This window comes from Hymenobacter sp. YC55 (assembly GCF_029433095.1).
In the GTDB taxonomy this organism is placed as follows: Bacteria; Bacteroidota; Bacteroidia; order Cytophagales; family Hymenobacteraceae; genus Hymenobacter.
In genome coordinates, this window is record NZ_JARNTX010000006.1 from 97,069 (window position 1) to 118,204 (window position 21,136).

The window sequence follows — 21,136 nt, forward strand, 5'->3', positions numbered from 1 at the left end:
CACTTGCAGGCTCCCTTTTACCTCTCGTAGAGTAGGATGGGCACCTGGTCGAGCCGGCAATCCGGGTACAGCAGGAACACGCAACTTTGTACCATGGACCGAGTCAAAAAAATCTTCCAGCTAACTCACCTGTTCGTCTGGCTTTTGTTCGCCTGGTTGATAGGCCTGCAACTGGCTAGTGACAACGATATCTACTGGCGTAGCACCACTGCCGCGTTTATAGCGACTTGTCTGTACGTTTTTTACAGCCATTTCTATCTATTAACCCAGTACACGGGCAAGAAGAAAGTCAAAGACTACTGGATCCGGCTGGCGGCTATTGTGCTGACCGGGCCCCTACCTTTTTTGCTTTTGCACCAAAGGGCATTCGATGCTGGGTACTATTTCATGCAACTGGTTACGGTAGCTGTTTTTCTCTTCTTGAGTTGGCTGGCACGAGTCACCGAGACGCTAGTGCTCAATACCATCAGGAAAGAGCAGCTGGAGAAACAAGCTGTGGAGGCAGAACTCTATTACTTGAAGTCGCAGATCAACCCGCACTTCCTCTTCAATACCCTCAACAACATCCACACCCTGGTGTACAAGCAGGCCCCGGCGGCCCCGGATGCAGTCATGCACCTGGCTTCGCTGATGCGCTACATGATCTATGAGTCCAACGCGGCCACGGTGCCGCTAGCCCGGGAGTTAGACTACTTGCGCGATTACGTGAGCTTGCAGCAGCTGCGCTACAAGAACAGCCCGGTGGTTGACCTGCAACTGGAAGGCGAGACGGGAGCCTGCTACATTGCCCCCTTGCTGTTCATCCACCTGCTGGAAAACGCCTACAAACACAGCCCCGCCCGCCTGCAGCCCGGCGACCTGCAGGTCAGGGTGGAAGTAATAGAGGATACCCTGACGTTCAGCGTGCAAAACCCGGTTGGCAAAAAGGCAGCTACTACGCTGGAAGAACCGGGGGGCATCGGATTGCCTAACGTCCGGAAAAGGCTGACGTTGCTTTATCCGGACCAACACACGCTAAGCATTCAGCATACCGGCGAAATCTTTACGGTCCTTCTTACCATCCACGGTCTTCACGCCCAAGCTCATGAAAGAAAAGCTCACCTGCTACATCATTGAGGACGAGCATCTGGCCCAGGAAATACTAGAAGAGTACATCCGGAAAGTTTCGTTTCTGGAGTTGAAGGGTTCTTACGTGAGTCCCTTGGAGGCCGCCGCGCCGTTGAAGGCAGACCAACCCGACCTGCTGTTTCTCGACATCAACATGCCGGACTTGGACGGGCTCAGCTTCATCCCGATGCTGAACCCCAAACCCCTAATTATCCTGACTACCGCCTACGACCAGTATGCGCTGAAGGCCTATGAACTGGAGGTGAGGGACTACCTGCTAAAACCCTTCACGTTTGAACGGTTTTATAAAGCTGTACTGCGCCTCTACCAAGAGCAAAGCCCTCGACAGGCCCTGGAGAAAAAGGAGGAAACAGCAGAAGTGAAGCAGGAGCCGGAATATATTTTTCTAAAGGTGGGCCACCGCATGCAGAAATTGGCTACTCGTGATATTCTCTTCGTGGAAGGCATGAAAGACTATTTACAAATTCATACCACGGAAGAAAGGATACTGACACTGTTGAACTTTGCCAAGCTTGAAGAACTGCTGCCGGCCCAGGATTTTGTCCGCGTGCACCGGTCTTTTTTGGTTGCTCTCAACAAAATTGACCACATCGAGAAAAACAGAATTCACATTGCCGACCATATTATTCCCATCAGTGATACCTATGCCGAGGCTTTCTACAAAAGGCTGAGAGGATTCCAATAGGCGGTGCCTTCAATAAAGCAGAACAGCTCTGGCCAGGTCGCCCTCTGAAGGCAAGGCGACCTGGCTGCATATGCTTAGCCGCTACTTATTATACACTTGCGCAATGAATTGGGCTGTAGTTGTGGGCTTTCTTCCCAAGAAAGCCGCTAAGGTCGAATCCTCTACATCTATCATCCCCTGGGCCACCGCCCTCCCCCACGTCGTAAGCATGCCGATATACATTTCCGGCACCCCGAATTGCTTAAGCGTGGCTTGAAATTCTTCGACCGGAGGAGACTGATAGCGGACGTCTTTGCCTAACGTGGCGGACAGGTCCTTGGCTATGTCCTGGAAAGAGGTGGACTCGGTGTTGGTCAACACGTAGCTTTTGGTTTCATGGCCCGGCGTGGTGAGGACATGGGCCGCGGCTTCGGCCAGTTCCTCCCGGAGCACCCAACTAGCTTTCCCTTCCCGGGCAGGAAACAGGAGTACGCCCGTCTCGGCTACCTTTTCACCCACAAAGGGTAAAATCATTTCTAAATAGATGCCATTCTGGAGGATGGTGTAGGCAATACCACTGTCTTTAATAAACTGCTCAGTTTGCGCATGCGAATCCAGAAAATCGGCAATAGCCGAGTCTTGAATTCCTGGCTTGGCTGCAAAAGATGTGTACACAAGATGCTTCACTCGCGCCTCTTTAGCCGCTTTAATCACGTTGGTATGGTGAATGGTGCGGTTGGCTATGGCCCCCCTATCGTTGCTGGAAACCAATAAGAGTTTCTCTATGCCTTGAAACGCATGTACGAGTGAGTCACCGTCCGTGTAATCCCCGACGCGCAATTCAATTCCTTGGTCTTGCAGACTTTGGCCTTTCGCGGGGTCTCTCACCAGGGCCGCAATTTCTTGCGGCTTTACCCCTTTTTTCACTAGATGTTCAATGGCTTTCGCGCCATATTTACCGGTTGCGCCTGTAACTAGAATCATGTTGCCTGGTATGGAAATGCGTTGGAAACTGCTGAAATGCTGGCCCGCCTACCTAGGCGCCCTGCACCATGGCCGAGGCTTGTTGAGTATTAGCTGGTACAATCACGCTGTCGAGGCCTTTTTGCAGGGCAGTGGGTTCGTACTCGGGTAGTTTGACGCCTTCGGTCCGGGCCACGGTAACGTCGGTCATGCCCAGGAAGCCGAGCATCCAGCGCAGGTAGGGAATGGCAAAATCGTAGGGCTGCATGGGCCCTTCCGAGTAGATACCGCCGCTGGCTAAGGCCAGGTACACTTTCTTGCCGGTAATGAGCCCCTCCGGGCCGGTGGGTGTGTAGCGGAACGTGCTATTGGCCCGCGTGAGGTGGTCGAGCCACGACTTAAGCGAAGAGGCAATGGTGAAGTTGTAGAACGGCACCCCAATAACGAGGACATCGGCGGCCATGACTTGGGCAATGGCTTCGTCGGAATGGCGCACAGCCTGCTGCTGCTCGGGCGAGCGGCTTGCGGCCGGCGCGAAGTACGCTTGCAGGTGCGCTTCCTCGAGGTGGGGAAACGGCTGGGTAGCCACATTGTGCACCACCACCGTGCTACCGGGGTTGGCGGCGGTAAGCTTGTCGATGATGCCCTGGCTGAGACGCGTGCTGTAGGACTCGGCCCCGCGGGCGCTGGAAATGATTTGCAGAATCTGCATAGGTAAAATGAAGGTAAATGAGGTATAACCTGCGTGCTAGCCGCCCCTGGCCCACCGGCCACCGACGACTGCTCGCCCACTGCGTACCCAAGTGTGCTGCTTGGTACTCAGGTTACCTCAAGTAATCAGTTGGCTCTTTGTTTGTACCTTGCTGCCACTTCAGATTACACGCTGGTAGCCTGATTACCAGCAGGTAATCAAGGCCTACCGAGCTCTTATTTCCTTCTCGCTTCTTCCATGACTAAATCCGAAACCTCCGACTGCGTCCTGACTATGCAGGCCTTGCGCAACGCCTTATTGGTCGTTAATGGCAAGTGGAAGCTTCAAATTATCGTAGCGCTCAATGCTGGCACCCGGCATTTCCGCGGGCTAGAGCGGAGCGTGCCGGGCATCTCTACCAAGGTGCTGGCCAAGGAGCTTAAGGATTTGGAAGCTCATCACTTTATTGCCCGCACGGTGCACCCCGGCCCGCCCGTGCTCGTGGAATACCACGCGCTGCCCTATGCGCGCACGCTTGACCCCGTGATTGAGGTCTTGAAAGTGTGGGGCCTGCAGCATCAGCAGCGCTTAGACGCAGGCAACGCAGTGACGGTCTAGCAAGCCGTTTCAATGCCGGTTAGGCCTTTTTCAGTAAGCACAGCTGCTACAGTTGTTGAGTTATCCCCTGCCCTACACATACTGAAGTCGAGAACATACTTGACCAGGCTTACTTTCGCGCCGTTATTTTCAACACGCTTCAAACGCCCCAAGGGCTTAAGAAACGCCAGCAAATTGCTAGCGTTTCTTAAGCCCTTGTTGTAAAAAGCTAAAGAAGACAGTTAGTCAGTTACAAGTATTGTCAATTCCGATGCTACCCGATACGGGCCACGCGTTGCTATTAGCGCTCCTATTTGCACCTTGCCTGCAGGCCAGCAGTGGGTAGCTAACCATTCATTTGTGCCTTACTGCTTTTGGCCGTAAACCACCAGCGAAGCTTTGGCTAGGGTGGTAAAGTGTAGGTTGAACCCTACAAAAGCGGGGGTGGCTGTTTTATCTAGTTCGAGGTTGGTGCTGAGCGCATGTACCGTAATCAGATAACGGTGGGCAGGACCGTCGTTGGGGGCGGCGCCCATATAGCCAGGTGCGCCGGCGTCGTTGTTGCTTTGCACCGCTCCCTCCGGAAGCAGGTTCTTGCTAGGGTCGCCCGCGCCTGCCACTAACTCGCGGACGTGGGGCGGGATGTTGAATACCACCCAGTGCCAAAACCCACTGCCGGTCGGCGCATCCAGATCGTAGATTGTTAGGGCAAAGCTTTTGGTTTGGGCGGGGGCATTTTCCCAGTGGAGTTGCGGAGACTGGTTTTCGCCCGTGAAACCCATGCCATTTGCGTAGTGCTGAATAGCCAATTGACCGCCTAGCTCTTTGCTTTTCAAGGTAAATGATTGTGCCACTGCATTGTCGCTTGTTGTCGTGGCGGCTGCTTCTGCTGTTGTCATCTTTTCGTGATTAGGTTGAGATACAATGCAAAAGTCGGGGCGCGGACCGGGCGCGAACGATAGGCAATCGTTCAAAAAGTATGGCAAAACGTTCAATATGAACCAGGCTAACGAAGCCAGCTAGCCACTAGGCTGTTTCCCGCTCTACTAACAGCATACTTAGGCACGCCAAGCAATTTTAGGCTGCACTTATCGTTCTCTTGAATGCACTGAAACAATGTTTCACGCTGGATTTGCCTTCAGTTCAACCGGGCCGAACCACGTTAAGCTGACAATTGGTACTGCTTGGGAGTCACGCCATATATCTGCTTAAAGGATTGTATGAAGCTGGACACATTTTCGTACCCGAGTTCATCATATATCTCACTCACTTTGCGGTCATCCTGCCGGAGCATTTTAGCGGCTCTTTCCATTCTTTTTCCCATCAGCCATTTGCTTGGACTGTTGCCGTAAATCCGGGCAAATCGGCGTTTAAATGTCGACAGACTCATGTTGCACAAGAAGGCAAGTTCTTCCACGGTGATGCTGCTGCTTATATGCGAGGTAACGGCCTGGCGAACCAGCAAATCATCGTTTGCTTCGGAGCTCATATTTCGCAGCTGCTGCATCTGTCCCGGATAGTGCACAGCAAGGTATAAGAACAGTTCTTCCAGCTTCACCTTCCGCAGTTCGTGGTAGATAGGCTTATCACTACTGAGCATGCTGTCAAGCGAGCGGGTGAAATTCACCAGAAACTCGTCTTTTTCCAGGAGCAGAAACGGCTGCGGATCTAACTGCTTGGCTTGTTGGCCGAGCAGTACAGCATGACGAGCAAAGAAATCAGACAGCAGATTGTTATCGAATAAAACCATAATGCTATGGTAATCGGCCTGTTCTGAAGCTGTCTTTTCACTCATGAGGCAATTTCCGGCAGCCAGCAAAACAAACTGGTGGGGCTTGACGCTCACCTGGGCACCAGCAAAATGCACCGTCTTTTCGCCATCTAGCAAAAAGGTAAACAGGTTTTGTTGCAGCGTTATTTTGGTTTTAGTCGCGGGCGCCTTAGTGCGGTAACGCACAATAGAAATAGCTTCGTCCGCTCGTTTAAGTGGTAATACGTCAACGTACTCGTTCATAGGGCACATAAGCTAAAGGATTAGCTAAAAATAGGAATAAGCGTTTCTAGCCGTATCAGACGTAACCACTTGTCCTAATAGTAGCCTTAGTTTTAGGTCGGCTTGCTTACAGTCGCCTTGCTGCCAAAGCCATAGCAATAGACTCCTCTTCTTGGCAGGAGGATGTAAAAGTATAGCTGGTTCCAGCATCGGCGGCACCAAGGAAACCCAGGAAACGTTAAACTTCGCAACCGAGCACAACACCGTGCCCAACATCAAATTGATGCCAGCAAAGACATCACCCACGCCTACGAGCGCATAATCAAAAGCGACGTGCGCCACTGTTTGGTACTCTACTTGGCGCCTTTGTAGTCACGTCAGCTTTTGAAACTTTGTGCCCCTACCCTTGTCAAGCGCCTAGCATTGATTTGAGTATAAACTTGGTTAACAGTCTCTAAAGCAACTTACGTTTCACTTTCTCTTTATGTGGTAGTTCCTTTTGGGAATCTGGCCGGAGCGCGAAATACTCCGTCAGAGCCGCTTCCAGAATGGCGCTCATATCCTCCCGACTCCAAAACGAAAGCTGGTGCAGTTGCTGGAATATGTCTGCCGGCAGCGTATTGGTGAACCGGATCTTTTGCGAGGTTGACGCTACTGCCTCCGGCTCTGGCTGGACCGCAGGCGCCGCAGGAGTTGGAGTCAGTAGTAAATCGTCCGGATTCGTTGGAGCGGCCACAAGGGCGTTAAGGTTGAGCTTAGGTTTGGCAGCCATATTGAGAAGTTTTTATGCACGATGCATAATATACATACGATGCAGATAATGTTTTCTATGCAGCTAATATTTCCTGCGTTAGCGCCTCGTAATCGACGAGGGCATTGCTTTGGGGAGCTGTTTCGTATAGCGACTGGCGCTGCACCTGCGCCTCAGCAATAGCCACATTGTCGCGGATCGTCGTTTCCATAACTAGAGGTCCTAGTTCAGGGTGTTCTTTCATCATGGCCACAAAGCCATGGTGGAGGTTGCGACGATAGGTGGGAGAATATTTGGTAAGGAAGATGCCCCCAACGCTTAAAGTAGGGTTGTAGTTCTTCTTGATTTTAGCCACCAATTCCAGCAAACTCTGCACGCCCTCAAAACTGAAAAGCTCCGGTTGCGTTGGGATGAACACCTTCGTAGAAGCCGTGAGGGCGGCTACTGACAGCGGCGAGTTAGGAGAAGGCGGTGTATCAATTAGTACGTAATCCACCAGTTTATCCAAGCCGTCCAAAGAATTCTTGAACAGCATAGGATAAGCCATATCGGCACCTAATACTTTCTCGGCAGCAACAAGCGAATCGGTAGCGGCTACCAACCACAGCCTCTCTCCTACAGGCTGCATGACGTCGACCAAAGTGGCAGTTCCATTTACGACGTTGGTTAGGTGCTTGTCGGCATTTACCAAGGGGAGGCACCGGGTTAAGTTGCGCTGAGCATCGGCATCTACTAGCAAGACCCGATGGCCCGCGTGCGCTAAGCACTGCCCTATTGCCCACACGGAGGTGGACTTTCCAGTCCCCCCCTTTCTGTTCGCCATGGTTAATATCTGCATTATATTCCAGCTATGTGTCATACAGATCGTAAACATAGTATTGTTTATAAGTATAAAAAATAAAACCTTCTCCATATGCCTTATGCATATAATATGCATAAGGCATATGGAGAAGGTTTTGTTGTCCTTCCGCTTTCAATTGCTGTCATCTGTGCTGCCAAAATAATCTTTCGTAATGGCACTCCAACCAAGGCTACTAAGTATCCTGTTTGCCTCAAGCATTGGCATTTGGCTATAGATATTTAGCTTATGCGGCAGGCAGATGTCCGCCTGAGAGGCGTAGCAACGAGGAATTGCCTCATAAGAACTTGTAGATACCTATTCTAACTTCTCCAGCTGCTTATAACCTGGCAGAATATCTTCCTCATATTCCTAATGCATATCATATGCATCAGGAATATGAGGAAGATATTCTGCCAGGTTTGCTTTATAATCTATCCTAATAATGCAGATTGATTAGGCAAGCAATAGATAATTAATTGTTTAGCTGAGTTTATTTAAGTGGCATAGCAACATGACTACGTTGAGACTACTACGTTTTTAAGAAGCCCGTGGCAACAGACTAAGTAAGCAACAGGAAATAAAGCAGCGAAACAGTGAGGCTAATACCTATCCTAGCGAGCTTGGGACATTCACCTGCTAACCTTGCCATATTACTTAACTTCTCTTAATTATAATATGGACAGTATTCCTTATACATATGATATGCATAAGGAATACTGTCCATAAAACCGTATTATTGGCATTCGTTCTCAATGAAAGGTGGTTGCACCCATTCCTTCTCTAGTGGCTGTAGACGATGAGCATATTCTTGGGATTTATATTTTTCTCTAGTGGGGTAGGAGAGGGGTTTTACGTCCCTGGCCATGAGCGCAGGCATATTTTTCACGCGGCCCCAAACATGAACCTCGATGCGGCTCCCATATCCTAGCATTTGCAAATCATACGCTACGTGATAACACTGCAATGGTCGCGCCGCTACGTTGCTTGAAGCTTTTTATGGCCTTAGGCGAGCAGAGTTCGTCCAGACTGGCGCAGCAGCTAGAGCGGCCATCATCAAACTTCAGCTTACCAACAAGGGGAACGTTGGCCAGCGCTTGCCCCTATGGGACAAGGTAGGTTGTCTTTGCTACCATCAATCGGCACTAGAATGGCCTGCTGCACCCTTTGGCTAGAATGTGCATGCTCTGCGTCAGATTGTCGACGTTGTAGGCCGCAAATCTCAGCCGCAGGTGCGAAGCTCTTGCTTCAGTTGCCATATGTAGCGGCGGCCGTCTCTTAAACCTAGGCCAAGCTATCGGTACTGCGTGCTGAGTTGAGCTAAGTGAAAATTTGCTGGCCCCCAATCAGGAAGCTGGCTCATGGCAGCCAAGGGTCATTCCACCTGGCCGAAAGCCAACACCGACAAGGTGGACTACTGAGCAAAGCAAATTCGGCCTTTTAGGCAAAACGCTCCTGCTCTGGGCTAACTACTTTTGTAGTGTTGGCAAGCACTTCCCGCAGAAGCAAGCTTCCTGGCAAGTTCTAGCTCCTATTCTCCATGACGTTCAAGCAGATAAATTCCTACGCAGCAATGGTGGCAGTTTGTAGCGGCGACCAGCGCTACGGAGGAGAAATAAGCTTCGATGACAACGTTCTAGTACGCGTGTTAGCCGGCGAGTTGAAGGTGGTGCAGGCCGACCGCACACTCTACTGCGCAGCGGGTGACACGGTGCTATTACCGCGCAAGCAGCCCGCAACGCTGATTAAGTATCCGAAAGACGGAGCTGCTTACCAAGCTGTGGTAATGAAGCTGCCTACCGCGCTGGTACGGGCCTATTACGCGGAGAATGCCCCGGAGCCAGCCAGAGCTATTACCACCGACGTTCTGCTGTATCCGAAAAGCCCGCTGTTGCAGAGCCTGTTTGCTTCTTTGCTTCCCTACTTGGAGCTAGAACACCAGCTACCCGAAAAGCTCTTAGCGGTGAAGATAGCCGAGGTGCTAGAGATTTTGCGCAGCCTCGATAAGAGCAGCGATGGGGTGCTGGCTGACTTTTCCGAACCTGGCAAAGTTGACTTGGTCGAATTTATGGAAGCTAACTACCGGTTCAATATTCCTTTGACTAAGTTCAGCTATCTAACCGGTCGTAGCTTGACCACCTTTAAACGAGACTTTAAAAAAGCTTTTCAGCTTAGTCCACAGCGCTGGCTTCTGCAAAAAAGGCTCGAGTTAGCCCATTACCAACTCGCAGAGAAAAGAAGAAAGCCGGTGGAGCTGTACTTGGAAGTAGGTTTTGAAAACCTAGCTCATTTTTCGTACGCCTTTAAAAAGCACTTTGGCTACACTCCGACCGCCCTAATCGGGCAAGGGGAGGGCCACCGGCAGGCAGCGAACTGAAAACAAGACACTAGATCCAAAACAGTACCCTTCTATTGACTTCTAGTAGCTTCTAGCAGCCCGTGGCATAAGTGTTATGCACCGCACACTACCCTGTACGATGCTCGAAAGCCCGTTGGGCTTTCGCCGCTAAGTCATGCCGTTGGCTACCTAGCGGCCAAAAAGTTGATGCTTATCCGTGGTGCACCCTCCGGTAGGCACCAACTCCCCAACAGCAACTACGCTATCTGCCGGAAGAAGAGGCACTAGTACGTTGCGCTTTCAGAGCGCGCCTTCTGTTTAGCAAGCACTTTACAGAGTATACATAAACCTCTCATTGATAAGGCTATATCATTAGCCATGTTGTCTAACTGGAATGGTTCAGTTGGTGAGTTTTTCTCCCTACATTCACATACTTAAGCACATGAAGTCAGCATTGGTCACCGGTGCGAACAAGGGCATTGGCCTAGAAGTCGCCAAACGACTCGCTCAACACGGATTTTTCGTGTATATCGGTAGTCGTAACCTGGAAAGCGGACAAGCCGCGGTTCAACAACTCAAGGCTCTCGGGCTTACGAACCTCGAAGCCGTCCAATTAGATGTCACCAGTACCGATTCTATTCGGGCAGCCCGCGTAGTAATTGGCGAAAAAACGCCGGTTCTGGATGTGTTGGTCAACAATGCTGGCATCTCCGGTGGGGTGCCCCAGCCGGTCCTACACACCACACTCGAGCAGTTCCGCAGCGTGTTTGAAACCAACGTGTTTGGGGTGGCTGGGGTCACGCAGGCGTTTATCGACCTACTAGAAAAGTCGCCGCAGCCCCGCATCGTCAACGTCAGTACTGCTATGGCGTCCTTGTCGTTGAACGCCGACCTTCATAACGATGATTCCACCAACCGGTATCCGGTGTACCAGTCGTCGAAAGCGGCCCTGAATATGTACACTATCCATCTGGCCCACGCCCTGCGCAACACTCCTTTCAAAGTCAACGCCGTCTGCCCCGGCTATACCAAAACCGACTTCACAAACCAGCAAGGCACGAGTACGGTGGAGGAGGCAGGCCAGCGCATCGTGAAGTACGCACTACTTGGCCCAGACGGACCCACAGGCAAGTACTTCAGTGAAGAATACTTCCCCGCTCCGGCAACGTGCCCGTGGTGATAGCCAACGATTAAGAAGCGTTGCTTTATTGCTAAGACGGCCAGCGTATGCTTTTGAACTTCTCTCTTCCTTTCTTTTTTGACTTATAAAATCTATTCTTTCGCTTATGCCGGCAGGGAAGTGAACAGCTTCAAAGCCAACGTTTATGGGTTTGGGGTTAGTAGGGGAGGGGGTAGTCACCTCAATTATGCCCCTAGGTGGTTAGCTGAAGCTTCAATAAGTCATTAGCCTTCCTGCGAATTTGTTTCCTACTGGAAGCCGGCAAAAGCGGTACAAGAACTCTAGCCTAGGGGGTATACTCCTCGATTTTAAGGCAGAATGAAGCGCAACAAAGGAAGAGCTTATCAATGCTTCCCAAAGTTACCCGTATAATCTCCATGTCAGCTATGGCAAGCTCTGGAGCTACACAGCTTATAAAAGCTATTAATTCGCAACTTTCTGGCTTGACAATGGACGTCAGCTACTATGCTGCTTACCGTAGACCCTGCATTTTCAAGAATAGGCCACCAGGATTCTTGGTGGCCTTAATTTTGTCGGTCTTGAGCTTGTAAACAAAGGCAAACAAGGCTTCAATATGCTTAGGCGACTGCAAAATATCCTGCACCAGTTTCCCTTCCGCAATACCTAAGTTTTCTAGGTGCTTGCGCGCAACCTGCATTTTGGCGTCATCAGCCTCTAGCTCGAAAGGAATTGGTAGTTGTTGCGGGAGTTGCGCGTTGACGTAGAATTTGATGCTTTGATAAGAGCGGCCTTTCTTTAGCAGTTCGTACTTGACGCGCAGGTCGGTGTGCTCGTTAATTTGGTTGGTGGCTACGTCGAGCACGTACTTCTGCAAAGCCGAAATTTGGGCGTACTGCTCTGGTTCTCGACCTGCGGGGTCTTTGAGTTTGAGCATGGCTTTGAATTCATCTAAGCTATACGTTTTGGTTTCCCCGACATCCTTCCACTGCGAGGCTAGCTGGTAGATGCGCTTGGCGTACTTACTACTCAAGCTAAAAGCGGCCTGCAAGCGGTAGGAGGTGAAGTTGCTTTTCAGATCGATCAGGAAAGGCCGCATGCGCTCCGAGATTTCCAACTCAATAGTGCCTTCCCCCTTGCGGTAGAGGGCCGAGGCTAGCAGACTCACTTGCAGTAAGGTTTTGCCATTCTCGATGTGATAAACCCGGCTGTTAAGATTCTCGGTGGATTCGAGTAGTTGCTTGTAGTTCCACGTACGACCCGTGATTTCCATCAGTTCCTGCACCCGGATTTCATAAATGGTGCCGGCCTTGTCCTGCTTGGTGAGCTTGGAGAGCAGCGAAAAGACGATATCCATCTCGCAGGCACTCATTTCGTAGCGGGCCGTGGTCAGCGCGTTGTGCTGCCGAATTTCAATTGGAACGGTGGGTTCGGGTGCGGCCATAACTACCAATAGGATGATATAAAACAAACATAGAGTTTAATTTCTAAAGTAATAGAAGCTGATTTTGCTTCTATCATTAAGGGGAAAAGACTCATGTTCGCCTGACTTATAAAAGCTATTAGTTTAACTTATAAAACCTATTAGTTGAGACAGACCCAATCCTTGCTCGCGGCTTATAAAACCTATTAGTTTGACTTATAAAATCTATTAGCTAGGATATATTAAACAGCTTCTAATTCACTTTTAGAGGTATTCTTATGCTCTATATCACATAAGACTGCTCTAAGTTGTAGCCTACTCTAAGCAGAACTTGCAGCCCAAAGCCAGTTAATCAAATGTGCTAGTAAAGCGCCTAATTTTCCGTGAAAGATTTCAGTTTTCACCGGGTGGTTATAGAATGGAGGCTTACCGCAATTGCTTTGGTACAGCTAACCCGATTGCTACTAGCTGGTTCCCATCTTAGGGATTGTGAAATTCTATAACAGGTGGTAAACTCACTCTTGTGACTCAATGTATTTAGGAAGCGTCGAAACCGCTCTTCATTGAACTAATGACACGGGTTTAGCTTATAAAAGCTATTACTTCATGGAAGGCTAATCCTGTGTTAAGGAAAGCAGCTACCGAAAAAAATAGGTTTTATAAGTTGGCTTTCGTTTATCAGTACTTCGGAGAGCTACGTTAAACGAGTTTGCAACTGCCTTTGTAGTCAATCTGGAACACCTCAGTGGAATTTGAGACTTATAAAACCTATTAGTAAATCCATAATTATAGGCGATAAGTGATCGAAGAGGGTATTATAGCAGAAAAGGGTAAAAAAATTTTAGTAATAGGTTTTATAAGCTAGTGAATAGATTTTATAAGTGTAGTAATAGGTTTTATAAGCTAAGTAATAGAGTTCATAAGCAGAAGTAATAGGTTTTATAAGCTAAATAATAGATGCAGTGTTAATAGCTATTATTTCAGAACCTAGAGTCAAACTAATAGCTTTTATAAGCTGGCGTCTCTTAAAGGTAAGGGCACGTTAGAACTCCGTGAAAGCAAGTAGCATTAGTAGCAGAGCTTAGCAATATGAGCTCAGAGTCTGAGAACTGCTTTTTATATAACGGTATAGAGTGACCATAATCAGGAATAAATGAGGGTTTATAGTGTATGGTCCTCATAGTGGCTCTACTGTAAGCCGTCAGGCCTTGGCTTCTTACGGGAGTGCTGATAAGCGAACTACCTGCTCGCCGCTTAGAATCTCGGGGTCTACTAGCCGTGGCTTCATCGGAATGGCAGGGCCGGGTGCCTGAGTGCGCAGCCAGGCGGCGTATTGGTCCGAGACGGGCTGCCCGGTAAGGTCGCACAATCGGCTGAGTAGGTAGGCGTCGTCCTGCTCGAAGTCGGTTAGCGTTAGTTGGCCGGTTGCGTAGTAGGGACGGATCAGCCCACGCAAAAACTGGTTGGACGCTTGGCTTTGCGCCCCCGCAAAGTAGTGCTCGGTTAGGTAAGCATACTGCTGGCTAAACCAGCGAGCATGGTCAGCGCTGCCAACAACAATGCGGCCTTGGTGCACGCGCAGGCCCTGCAAAAACCAGGCGATGTCGTCCTTGGCCAATACACCTACCTGATGCAAGTCGCGCAGGGTATAGTCGAGGCGGTCGGCGGCTAGGTTGGGCAGCGGTTGTTCGAGTAGGGTAAATTGGTCGAGGTCGAGAAAGTCGTGGTAGTGAAAGTGATGGCGGGCCAGCGCCGCTTGAATCTCGGGGTGCGCTAGCACGGCTTCGTAGCGCTGCTCGTGGTAATCTTCTTCAGCCGCCTCCAGCACATAGTCAATCAAGTGGGAGAAGGCTGTGTGCGATACATCGTGCAGCAAGCCTGCTAGTTGCTCGCGCAGGCTGCCGCCTAGGCGCTGGATTAGCAACATCACCCCGACCGAATGGTCGAAACGCGTATGATTAATAGCCGGATCAGCTAAGATGATGGCTCCGCCCTGGTGAATGCCCCGCAGACGCTGCAACGGAGCTGTGTGTAATAGGTCGATAACAGCATCCGCTAGTTTTACCGAGCCATAAAGTGCATCCTCGTAAAGCATAGTTGATAAACTAAAAACTGCACTCTCTGTAGTCACAACCAAGGTCAATGGTTTATAGCTGCAAGTACGCGGACTGTTTATGGACGGCAGCTATCCTGCAGAGAGTTTAGTCAGTAGCCACACAGATCTGCTTAGTTCAATAATTCTTCGCTTGTTCAATAGGTCTGAACTAGCCTGGCCTTAACCTCTCGCAGCAAATAGAACTAGGTACGTGAATACAAGGAAATAGTTGACATAGTCAACTATTTCCTTGTACCTTTACTTCAGGTTCTTCCATAAACCTTACAAGGGAATCATCGTGAGTGAAACCGCTAGCGCCATTGCGCAGATTAGAGCCTTCAACCGGTTTTATACCGACCTTATTGGCTTGCTCGATAAGCATTTGCTGCACAGCGATTACTCGTTGGCTGAAGCACGCATCCTTTACGAGATTCAAGCCAGCCAGCCCATAAGCGCTTCGCACATTATGGCGAGCATGCACATCGACAAGAGCTACCTGAGCCGCGTGTTGAAAAAGCTGGAGAGAGATAAGCTAATACGTAAGCAGAGTTCGGCGCGCGACGCCCGCACGACCCTACTGTCGCTGACTCCTGAAGGGCTGGCCGTCTTCACTACCCTCAATCAAGCCTCGGACGAGCAAATCAACGCCTTGCTCCGTTCGCTGCCGGCCGCACAGCACCAAGAGCTAGTGCAACACATGCAAGCCATCATCACCATCTTACGCCCAGCCCCATGACTCTGTCCAGCACGCTTCCCGACATCCGGATACGCAAGGAACTCCAGCCCGGCGACCTTGGGTATATAGCCTACCTGCACGGCCAAATATATGCCCGCGAATGTGGGTATGGCCTGCATTTCGAGAGTTACGTGCTTGCAGGCCTGCAAGAGTTTGCCGAGCAGCACGACCCCGCCCAAGACGCCGTTTGGATTTGCGAACACGACAATAAAATTGTTGGCTTCCTGATGGGCTTTCACCGTGCCGATAGCGTGCAGCTGCGCTATTTTATTTTCCTACCTGAGTACCGGGGCCTTGGGCTGGGCAAGAAGCTGATGCAAGAATTTCTGGCTTTCATGCGCACGAAAAACTATCGCCAAGCCTATCTGTGGACCACGCGCGAGCAAACGGCGGCTATCGCCCTGTACACAAAATTTGGCTTCCAACTAACCGAAGAAAAAAACTCGATGGCGTTCGACAAACAACTAGTAGAACAACGCTACGATTTATTGTTAGCTGCCTGATGCATTAAGATAAGTAGCATGTACTCTTAGCTTCCATTACTCACCGGTGCTGCGATACTACTCACGTCGAATCTTCTTGTTGTCGCGCATTATCCATTTTGAGCCACGTCTTAGAAGAAGCGCATTGTATTAGCGTCCACCAGACCTTGGCAAGTGTAAGTCGACTTCGTAGATCCGACTTGCAACAGACACATCTAACAGAATCTTTGCCTCTGGAAGCCTCTTTGATTATAGGCTTAAACGAAGAGCGAGAAAGTATGCCGTAAGGGCGGCCTATGCTAGTCTCAGACTTGTTAGAGCATAGCCAAGCGCGCTAGCTTGTTCACTTCCGCGCTTCAAAATCAATCAAACGGGTACAATCGTTTTGTCCATCTTTTTCGTTGGAATAGCTATTTGTTGCTGCGGGCGAGAATGCCAATTTTGGCAACTTCAGAGAATCGTATTCGGCTTTGCCCGTGCTTCGGCCCTCTGATGCTGCCCTGCTCGCGGCCATACGGCACGAGCGTTTTGACCTGTTTTTCCCGCCCGCGTTTCCGTTCTTCCCATGCAATCCGCCCGCACTGCGCCTTTGGGCGCTTCTGACAGTGTTGCCGTCAATACTCCTTACGTCCTAGGTATATCGTTTATCGCCGCGCTGGGGGGCTACTTGTTCGGGTTCGACTTCGCGGTGATTTCGGGGGCGTTGCCCTTCTTGCGCAGTGAATTCGCCCTTACTGCTTGGTGGGAAGGCTTTTTGACGGGCTCGTTGGCGCTGGGCTGCATGGTGGGTTGCTTAGGGGCGGGCCGGTTGGCCGACGCGTATGGGCGGCGGCCGGGGCTACTGCTGGCGGCCGGAATTTTCGCGCTGTCGTCGTTGGGTATGGCGGGGGCTGCCGGGCTGGTCAGTTTTGTGTTGATGCGTTTTGCAGCGGGTATTGGGGTGGGCATGGCGTCCATGCTGAGCCCTATGTACATCGCCGAAATATCGCCGGCCAACGTGCGGGGCCGCAACGTGGCCATCAACCAGCTCACCATCGTGTTGGGCATCTTGGTCACCAACCTCATCAACTACGCGCTATCCAACAACGGCCCGAACGCTTGGCGCTGGATGCTAGGCCTAGGGGCCGTGCCGGCCTCTCTTTTCTTGCTAGGCGTGCTGTGGCTCCCCGAAAGTCCGCGCTGGTTGGCTACCCACGGGCAGCTAGCCCGCGCCGAAGCCGTTCTGCACAAGCTCGGCAACGTCGCCCTCGTGCGTGCTACCCTAGCCGACATGGCTGCTACGCTGGACGGCCCGGTACGGCAGTCGTACCGCCAAGTGTTGGCGCGCAGCGTGCGGCCGGCGGTGGTCGTAGGCGTCACGTTGGCGGTGTTTCAGCAACTCTGCGGCATCAATGTGGTGTTCAACTACACCTCCACCATCTTCGCCGCAGCGGGCGCCGACTTGAACCAGCAACTGCTCGAAACGGTGGGGATTGGCTTGGTCAACTTGCTGTTTACGCTGGTGGCCATGGTGCTGGTCGACCGAATTGGTCGCCGGCCGCTGCTGCTGTTTGGCTCCTTGGGGTTGGCCGTGTTGTACGTGGTGCTGGCGCTGCTCTTACAGCAGCACGCCGCGCCGGGGCTGGTGTCGGTGGCGGTGCTGGCTGCCATTGGCACCTACGGGCTGTCGTTGGCGCCGGTGACCTGGATTGTGATTTCCGAGATTTTCCCCAATCACATCCGCGGGGTGGCTACTTCGGTGGCTACGGTGGCGCTGTGGGGCAGCTACTTCGTGCTGGTTTTCACGTTTCCGGTGCTGGCCGAAGCCCTAGGTTCTTACGGGCCTTTCTACCTCTATGCGGGCATCTGCATGCTAGGCTTCTTCTTCATCCGCAGCAAGGTGAAAGAAACCAAGGGGCAAACGCTGGAGCAGGTCGAGCGCACCTTCGCCGGACATTAACTTTCATTTTATACCCTGGCCGTTATGAGCACCTCCGCAGTTCGCGTGTGGCAGGAAACCATCACTATTCCCACGTACGCCATCGGGGAGCCCGACCCGAACCCCATGTTTTTCGAGAACCGGGTGTACCAGGGCAGCAGCGGCGCGGTGTACCCGTACCCCATCATCGACAAGGTGTACGACACCAAAGCCGACCAGCAGTACAACGGCCTTTTTCTGGAAAACAAGTACCTAAAAATTCTGATTCTGCCAGAGCTAGGGGGGCGCGTGCAAATGGCCTACGACAAGCTTGCGCAGCGTCATTTCGTGTACTACAACCAAGTAATTAAGCCGGCGCTGGTGGGGCTGACGGGCCCGTGGATTTCGGGCGGCATCGAGTTCAATTGGCCCCAACACCACCGACCTAGCACGTTTCTGCCCGTCGATTTCCGGCTGGAAGAGCAAGCCGACGGCAGTAAAACCGTGTGGGTGAACGAGGTGGAGCGCATGTTTCACACCAAAGGGCTAGTGGGTTTTACGCTGCACCCAAACAAGGCCTACCTTGAAATCAAGGCTCAACTGTACAACCGCACGCCCCTGCCCCAAACGTTTCTGTGGTGGGCCAACCCGGCGGTGCACGTCAATGATGAGTACCAATCCGTGTTTCCGCCCGACGTGCACGCCGTGTTCGACCACGGCAAGCGCGACGTGTCGGCGTTTCCCATTGCCACCGGCACCTACTACAAGGTGAACTACGCGCCGGGCACCGACATTTCGCGCTACCGCAACATTCCGGTGCCCACGTCCTACATGGCCATTCAGTCGGCCTACGACTTTGTGGGCGGCTACGAGCACGACACGCAAGCCGGCTTGCTGCACGTGGCCGACCACCACGTGTCGCCGGGCAAAAAGCAGTGGACGTGGGGCCACGGCGACTTCGGCCGGGCGTGGGACCGAAACCTCACCGACGAGGATGGTCCCTACATCGAGCTAATGACGGGGGTATTCACCGATAACCAGCCCGATTTTACGTGGCTGATGCCCTACGAGGAAAAGACCTTCACCCAATATTTCCTGCCCTACCGCGAGGTGGGCGTGGTTAAGAACGCCACCAAAGACGTGCTGGTGGGAGTGGAAGTGCAAGATGCCGAGGTAGTTGTCAAGGCATTTGCCACTTCCGAGCTAGCCGACTGCCAGATTCAATTGCGGCTGGCCGGGCAGGTGCTCCTCCAAGAGGTGCGCACGTTGTCGCCCGAACAGGTTTTCGAGCGACACGTGCCGCTGCCGGTCGGCAACACAGCGGGTGACCTGCAATTGCGTATCTGCGACGCTCGGGGGCAAGAGCTGCTTCGCTACGAATCGGCAACCAAGCAGGCGGCTGATTTGCCCGAAGCGGCAAAGCCCGCCCTAGCGCCGGCTGAGGTCGAAAACAACGAACAGCTATTTCTGACGGGGCAGCACCTGGAGCAGTACCGCCATGCTACTTACAGTCCGGTACCCTACTACGAGGAAGCCCTGCGCCGCGACCCTAAGGATGCGCGCAGCAACAACGCCTTGGGGCTCTGGTGGCTGCGCCGGGGGCAGTTTGCTCGTAGCGAAGCGTATTTCCGCCGGGCCGTAGCTACCCTCACGCAGCGCAATCCTAATCCCTACGACGGCGAAGCATACTACAACCTAGGTCTGTGCTTGAGGTACCTAGGTCGGGTCGATGAAGCGTACGATGCCTTTGCCAAAGCCGCCTGGAGCAGCGCTTGGCAGGACAGTGCATACTTCTCAGTAGCGCAATTGGATATGCTGCGGGGCCAACCCGCCCGGGCCTTAGAACACCTAGGGTGGGCCATTGACCGCAACGCCCGCAACGGCAAAGCCTACGTGCTCAAAGCCGCTGCGCTGCGCCAGTTGGGGCAAGTGGATGAGGCGTTGGCCGTGTGCGCCACGGCGTTGCAGCGCGACGGGTTTAACCTAGGCGCATTAGCTGAACAAGCGGCCCTGTACCGCGCCGTTGGCCAACCAGAAGCTGCCGAACAGCGCCTAGCCCGTTTGCACGAGCTAGCCCGTGGTGATGCGCATAACTACTTAGAATACGCCCTCGACTACGCCGCCGCGGGCTTGTACGCGGAGGCTACCGACCTGCTCACGGCGGCGCTGCCCGTCGTGGCGCCTGACCCGCTGCTGCACTACTACCTAGCTTACTACGGACAGCAAACCGGCAACGAAACCAAGGCGCAGGAACACCTACACGCGGCCGCCACGGCACCGCTACCAACGTTCTTTCCAAACCGGCTGGAAGACCTAGCCATCTTGCAATTCGCCCAACAGCACAATCCCGCTGATGCACAGGCGTCTTACCTGCTCGGCAACGTATGGTACGACAAGCGGCAGTACGACGAAGCCATTACCGCTTGGGAAACGGCGGTAGCCCGCAATACGCAGCTACCCACGGCATGGCGCAACCTAGGTCTGGCGTACTTCAACAAACGCCACGAGCCGGACCGGGCACTGCGCTGCTTCGAAACCGCTTTCAACCTGAACCCCACCGACGCCCGCGTTTTTATGGAGCTAGACCAGCTCTACAAGCGCCTGAACCACAATCCGGCGGAGCGGCTGGCCCGGCTGGAAGCGCACTTGGACGTAGTGGAGTTCCGAGATGACGTGGCTTTGGAACGAGTGACCTTGTATAACCTGATAGGCCAGCCTGAGCGCGCCTACAAGTTGCTAATGGCCCGGCAGTTTCACCCGTGGGAAGGCGGCGAAGGCCGAGTTTCGGGGCAGTATGTGGCGAGCTTGTTGGCCTTGGCGAAGGTTGATCTTGAGCAGGAGCAATATGCCACGGCGCTTGGCCGGCTACTCGAAGCCGAGCACTATCCGATTAATTTGGGCGAGGGCAAGCTGCCTGGCATGCAGGAAAATGATCGGTACTATTTCCTTGGCTGCGCTTACCACGGGCTAGCCAACCATGAGTTGGCGCAACAGGCTTGGCAACAAGCTGCTAGTGGCAACGCAGAGCCCGCTACGGCCATCTTCTACAACGACCAGCAGCCTGACCAGATATTCTACCAAGGCCTAGCCTGCCAGAAGCTAGGTCAGTCGGAACGAGCCCAAGAGCTATTCGCCAAGCTACTCAACTTCGGCCAGCAGCACCTGCACGACGAGGTGAAGCTGGACTACTTCGCCGTTTCGCTGCCCGACCTGCTCATCTTCGACGACGACCTGAACAAGCGCAACACCCTGCTCTGCCGCTACCTGATGGGCCTTGGGTACCTAGGCCTAGGGCAGCTAACCCAAGCAGAAGAGGCGCTACGTGCCGTACTTGCGCAAGAGGCTACGCACCTAGGTGCTACCATTCACCTGCGCCTACTTGCCAAGGAGCGTATAGCGTAG

The 21,136-nt window shown here is 52.5% G+C and carries 17 protein-coding genes; 9 read left to right on the forward strand and 8 right to left on the reverse strand.

Annotated features, from left to right (window positions below; translation table 11 throughout):
• The first annotated feature begins 93 nt into the window (after nt 1-93).
• Nucleotides 94-1,116: a histidine kinase gene (locus tag P1X16_RS26290; protein ID WP_277235364.1), complete on the forward strand. Its 1,023-nt coding sequence runs from the start codon at nt 94-96 to the stop codon at nt 1,114-1,116.
• Nucleotides 1,085-1,813 (forward strand): LytTR family DNA-binding domain-containing protein, encoded by a 729-nt coding sequence (locus P1X16_RS26295; protein ID WP_277235366.1) that lies wholly within the window; start codon nt 1,085-1,087, stop codon nt 1,811-1,813. The genes P1X16_RS26290 and P1X16_RS26295 overlap by 32 nt, the downstream gene beginning before the upstream one ends.
• Nucleotides 1,814-1,894: 81 nt before the next feature.
• Here P1X16_RS26295 and P1X16_RS26300 read toward each other — a convergent pair whose 3' ends face one another.
• Both P1X16_RS26300 and P1X16_RS26305 read right to left on the reverse strand, forming a co-directional pair.
• Nucleotides 1,895-2,776 (reverse strand): SDR family oxidoreductase, encoded by an 882-nt coding sequence (locus P1X16_RS26300; protein ID WP_277235368.1) that lies wholly within the window; start codon nt 2,774-2,776, stop codon nt 1,895-1,897.
• 52 nt (nt 2,777-2,828) lie between these two features.
• Nucleotides 2,829-3,467 (reverse strand): NAD(P)H-dependent oxidoreductase, encoded by a 639-nt coding sequence (locus P1X16_RS26305; protein WP_277235369.1) that lies wholly within the window; start codon nt 3,465-3,467, stop codon nt 2,829-2,831.
• A 237-nt stretch (nt 3,468-3,704) separates the two neighbouring features.
• On the opposite strand from P1X16_RS26305, the gene P1X16_RS26310 reads away from it, so the two are divergent.
• On the forward strand, nt 3,705-4,064 hold the full coding sequence (locus P1X16_RS26310) for a helix-turn-helix domain-containing protein (protein ID WP_277235371.1): 360 nt from the start codon (nt 3,705-3,707) through the stop codon (nt 4,062-4,064).
• A gap of 344 nt (nt 4,065-4,408) precedes the next feature.
• On the opposite strand, the gene P1X16_RS26315 is transcribed toward P1X16_RS26310, so the two are convergent.
• The 4 genes from P1X16_RS26315 to P1X16_RS26330 all read right to left on the reverse strand — a co-directional run bounded on the left by P1X16_RS26315 (nt 4,409) and on the right by P1X16_RS26330 (nt 7,724).
• Entirely contained in the window at nt 4,409-4,942 is a 534-nt protein-coding gene (locus tag P1X16_RS26315) for a YbhB/YbcL family Raf kinase inhibitor-like protein (RefSeq protein WP_277235373.1), read from the reverse strand.
• A gap of 263 nt (nt 4,943-5,205) precedes the next feature.
• Nucleotides 5,206-6,057, reverse strand: coding sequence for an AraC family transcriptional regulator (locus P1X16_RS26320; RefSeq protein WP_277235374.1), 852 nt, complete (start codon nt 6,055-6,057; stop codon nt 5,206-5,208).
• Between the two features lie 433 nt (nt 6,058-6,490).
• Nucleotides 6,491-6,808, reverse strand: a complete 318-nt coding sequence (locus P1X16_RS26325; RefSeq protein ID WP_277235376.1) for a hypothetical protein — start codon at nt 6,806-6,808, stop codon at nt 6,491-6,493.
• A gap of 55 nt (nt 6,809-6,863) precedes the next feature.
• Complete coding sequence (locus P1X16_RS26330) at nt 6,864-7,724, reverse strand: ParA family protein (protein WP_346771269.1); 861 nt, start codon at nt 7,722-7,724, stop codon at nt 6,864-6,866.
• 1,441 nt (nt 7,725-9,165) lie between these two features.
• Between P1X16_RS26330 and P1X16_RS26335 the strand changes: the two genes are divergently transcribed.
• Both P1X16_RS26335 and P1X16_RS26340 read left to right on the forward strand, forming a co-directional pair.
• Nucleotides 9,166-10,002, forward strand: coding sequence for an AraC family transcriptional regulator (locus P1X16_RS26335; RefSeq protein ID WP_277235379.1), 837 nt, complete (start codon nt 9,166-9,168; stop codon nt 10,000-10,002).
• 403 nt (nt 10,003-10,405) lie between these two features.
• Nucleotides 10,406-11,143, forward strand: a complete 738-nt coding sequence (locus tag P1X16_RS26340) for an SDR family oxidoreductase (protein WP_277235381.1) — start codon at nt 10,406-10,408, stop codon at nt 11,141-11,143.
• Between the two features lie 472 nt (nt 11,144-11,615).
• On the opposite strand, the gene P1X16_RS26345 is transcribed toward P1X16_RS26340, so the two are convergent.
• Both P1X16_RS26345 and P1X16_RS26350 read right to left on the reverse strand, forming a co-directional pair.
• Nucleotides 11,616-12,545 (reverse strand): replication initiation protein, encoded by a 930-nt coding sequence (locus tag P1X16_RS26345; protein ID WP_277235382.1) that lies wholly within the window; start codon nt 12,543-12,545, stop codon nt 11,616-11,618.
• 1,195 nt (nt 12,546-13,740) lie between these two features.
• A complete protein-coding gene (locus P1X16_RS26350) occupies nt 13,741-14,619 on the reverse strand; it encodes an HD domain-containing protein (protein ID WP_277235384.1) in 879 nt (292 codons plus the stop codon).
• A gap of 298 nt (nt 14,620-14,917) precedes the next feature.
• Between P1X16_RS26350 and P1X16_RS26355 the strand changes: the two genes are divergently transcribed.
• The 4 genes from P1X16_RS26355 (at nt 14,918) to P1X16_RS26370 (ending at nt 21,136) form a co-directional block, all read left to right on the forward strand.
• Nucleotides 14,918-15,355, forward strand: a complete 438-nt coding sequence (locus P1X16_RS26355) for a MarR family transcriptional regulator (RefSeq protein WP_277235385.1) — start codon at nt 14,918-14,920, stop codon at nt 15,353-15,355.
• Nucleotides 15,352-15,858: a GNAT family N-acetyltransferase gene (locus tag P1X16_RS26360; RefSeq protein WP_277235387.1), complete on the forward strand. Its 507-nt coding sequence runs from the start codon at nt 15,352-15,354 to the stop codon at nt 15,856-15,858. The genes P1X16_RS26355 and P1X16_RS26360 overlap by 4 nt, the downstream gene beginning before the upstream one ends.
• A 544-nt stretch (nt 15,859-16,402) precedes the next feature.
• Nucleotides 16,403-17,776, forward strand: coding sequence for a sugar porter family MFS transporter (locus tag P1X16_RS26365; RefSeq protein ID WP_277235389.1), 1,374 nt, complete (start codon nt 16,403-16,405; stop codon nt 17,774-17,776).
• A 24-nt stretch (nt 17,777-17,800) separates the two neighbouring features.
• Nucleotides 17,801-21,136, forward strand: a complete 3,336-nt coding sequence (locus tag P1X16_RS26370; RefSeq protein WP_277235392.1) for a DUF5107 domain-containing protein — start codon at nt 17,801-17,803, stop codon at nt 21,134-21,136.

Excerpts from the sequence above, each read along its gene's own strand:
- P1X16_RS26290 (WP_277235364.1), top strand. The coding sequence starts at position 94 with ATGGACCGAGTCAAAAAAATCTTCCAGCTAACTCACCTGTTCGTCTGG.
- P1X16_RS26295 (WP_277235366.1), top strand. The coding sequence starts at position 1,085 with ATGAAAGAAAAGCTCACCTGCTACATCATTGAGGACGAGCATCTGGCC.
- P1X16_RS26300 (WP_277235368.1), bottom strand. The coding sequence starts at position 2,776 with ATGATTCTAGTTACAGGCGCAACCGGTAAATATGGCGCGAAAGCCATT.
- P1X16_RS26305 (WP_277235369.1), bottom strand. The coding sequence starts at position 3,467 with ATGCAGATTCTGCAAATCATTTCCAGCGCCCGCGGGGCCGAGTCCTAC.
- P1X16_RS26310 (WP_277235371.1), top strand. The coding sequence starts at position 3,705 with ATGACTAAATCCGAAACCTCCGACTGCGTCCTGACTATGCAGGCCTTG.
- P1X16_RS26315 (WP_277235373.1), bottom strand. The coding sequence starts at position 4,942 with ATGACAACAGCAGAAGCAGCCGCCACGACAACAAGCGACAATGCAGTG.
- P1X16_RS26320 (WP_277235374.1), bottom strand. The coding sequence starts at position 6,057 with ATGAACGAGTACGTTGACGTATTACCACTTAAACGAGCGGACGAAGCT.
- P1X16_RS26325 (WP_277235376.1), bottom strand. The coding sequence starts at position 6,808 with ATGGCTGCCAAACCTAAGCTCAACCTTAACGCCCTTGTGGCCGCTCCA.
- P1X16_RS26330 (WP_346771269.1), bottom strand. The coding sequence starts at position 7,724 with ATGCATATTATATGCATAAGGCATATGGAGAAGGTTTTATTTTTTATA.
- P1X16_RS26335 (WP_277235379.1), top strand. The coding sequence starts at position 9,166 with ATGACGTTCAAGCAGATAAATTCCTACGCAGCAATGGTGGCAGTTTGT.
- P1X16_RS26340 (WP_277235381.1), top strand. The coding sequence starts at position 10,406 with ATGAAGTCAGCATTGGTCACCGGTGCGAACAAGGGCATTGGCCTAGAA.
- P1X16_RS26345 (WP_277235382.1), bottom strand. The coding sequence starts at position 12,545 with ATGGCCGCACCCGAACCCACCGTTCCAATTGAAATTCGGCAGCACAAC.
- P1X16_RS26350 (WP_277235384.1), bottom strand. The coding sequence starts at position 14,619 with ATGCTTTACGAGGATGCACTTTATGGCTCGGTAAAACTAGCGGATGCT.
- P1X16_RS26360 (WP_277235387.1), top strand. The coding sequence starts at position 15,352 with ATGACTCTGTCCAGCACGCTTCCCGACATCCGGATACGCAAGGAACTC.
- P1X16_RS26365 (WP_277235389.1), top strand. The coding sequence starts at position 16,403 with ATGCAATCCGCCCGCACTGCGCCTTTGGGCGCTTCTGACAGTGTTGCC.
- P1X16_RS26370 (WP_277235392.1), top strand. The coding sequence starts at position 17,801 with ATGAGCACCTCCGCAGTTCGCGTGTGGCAGGAAACCATCACTATTCCC.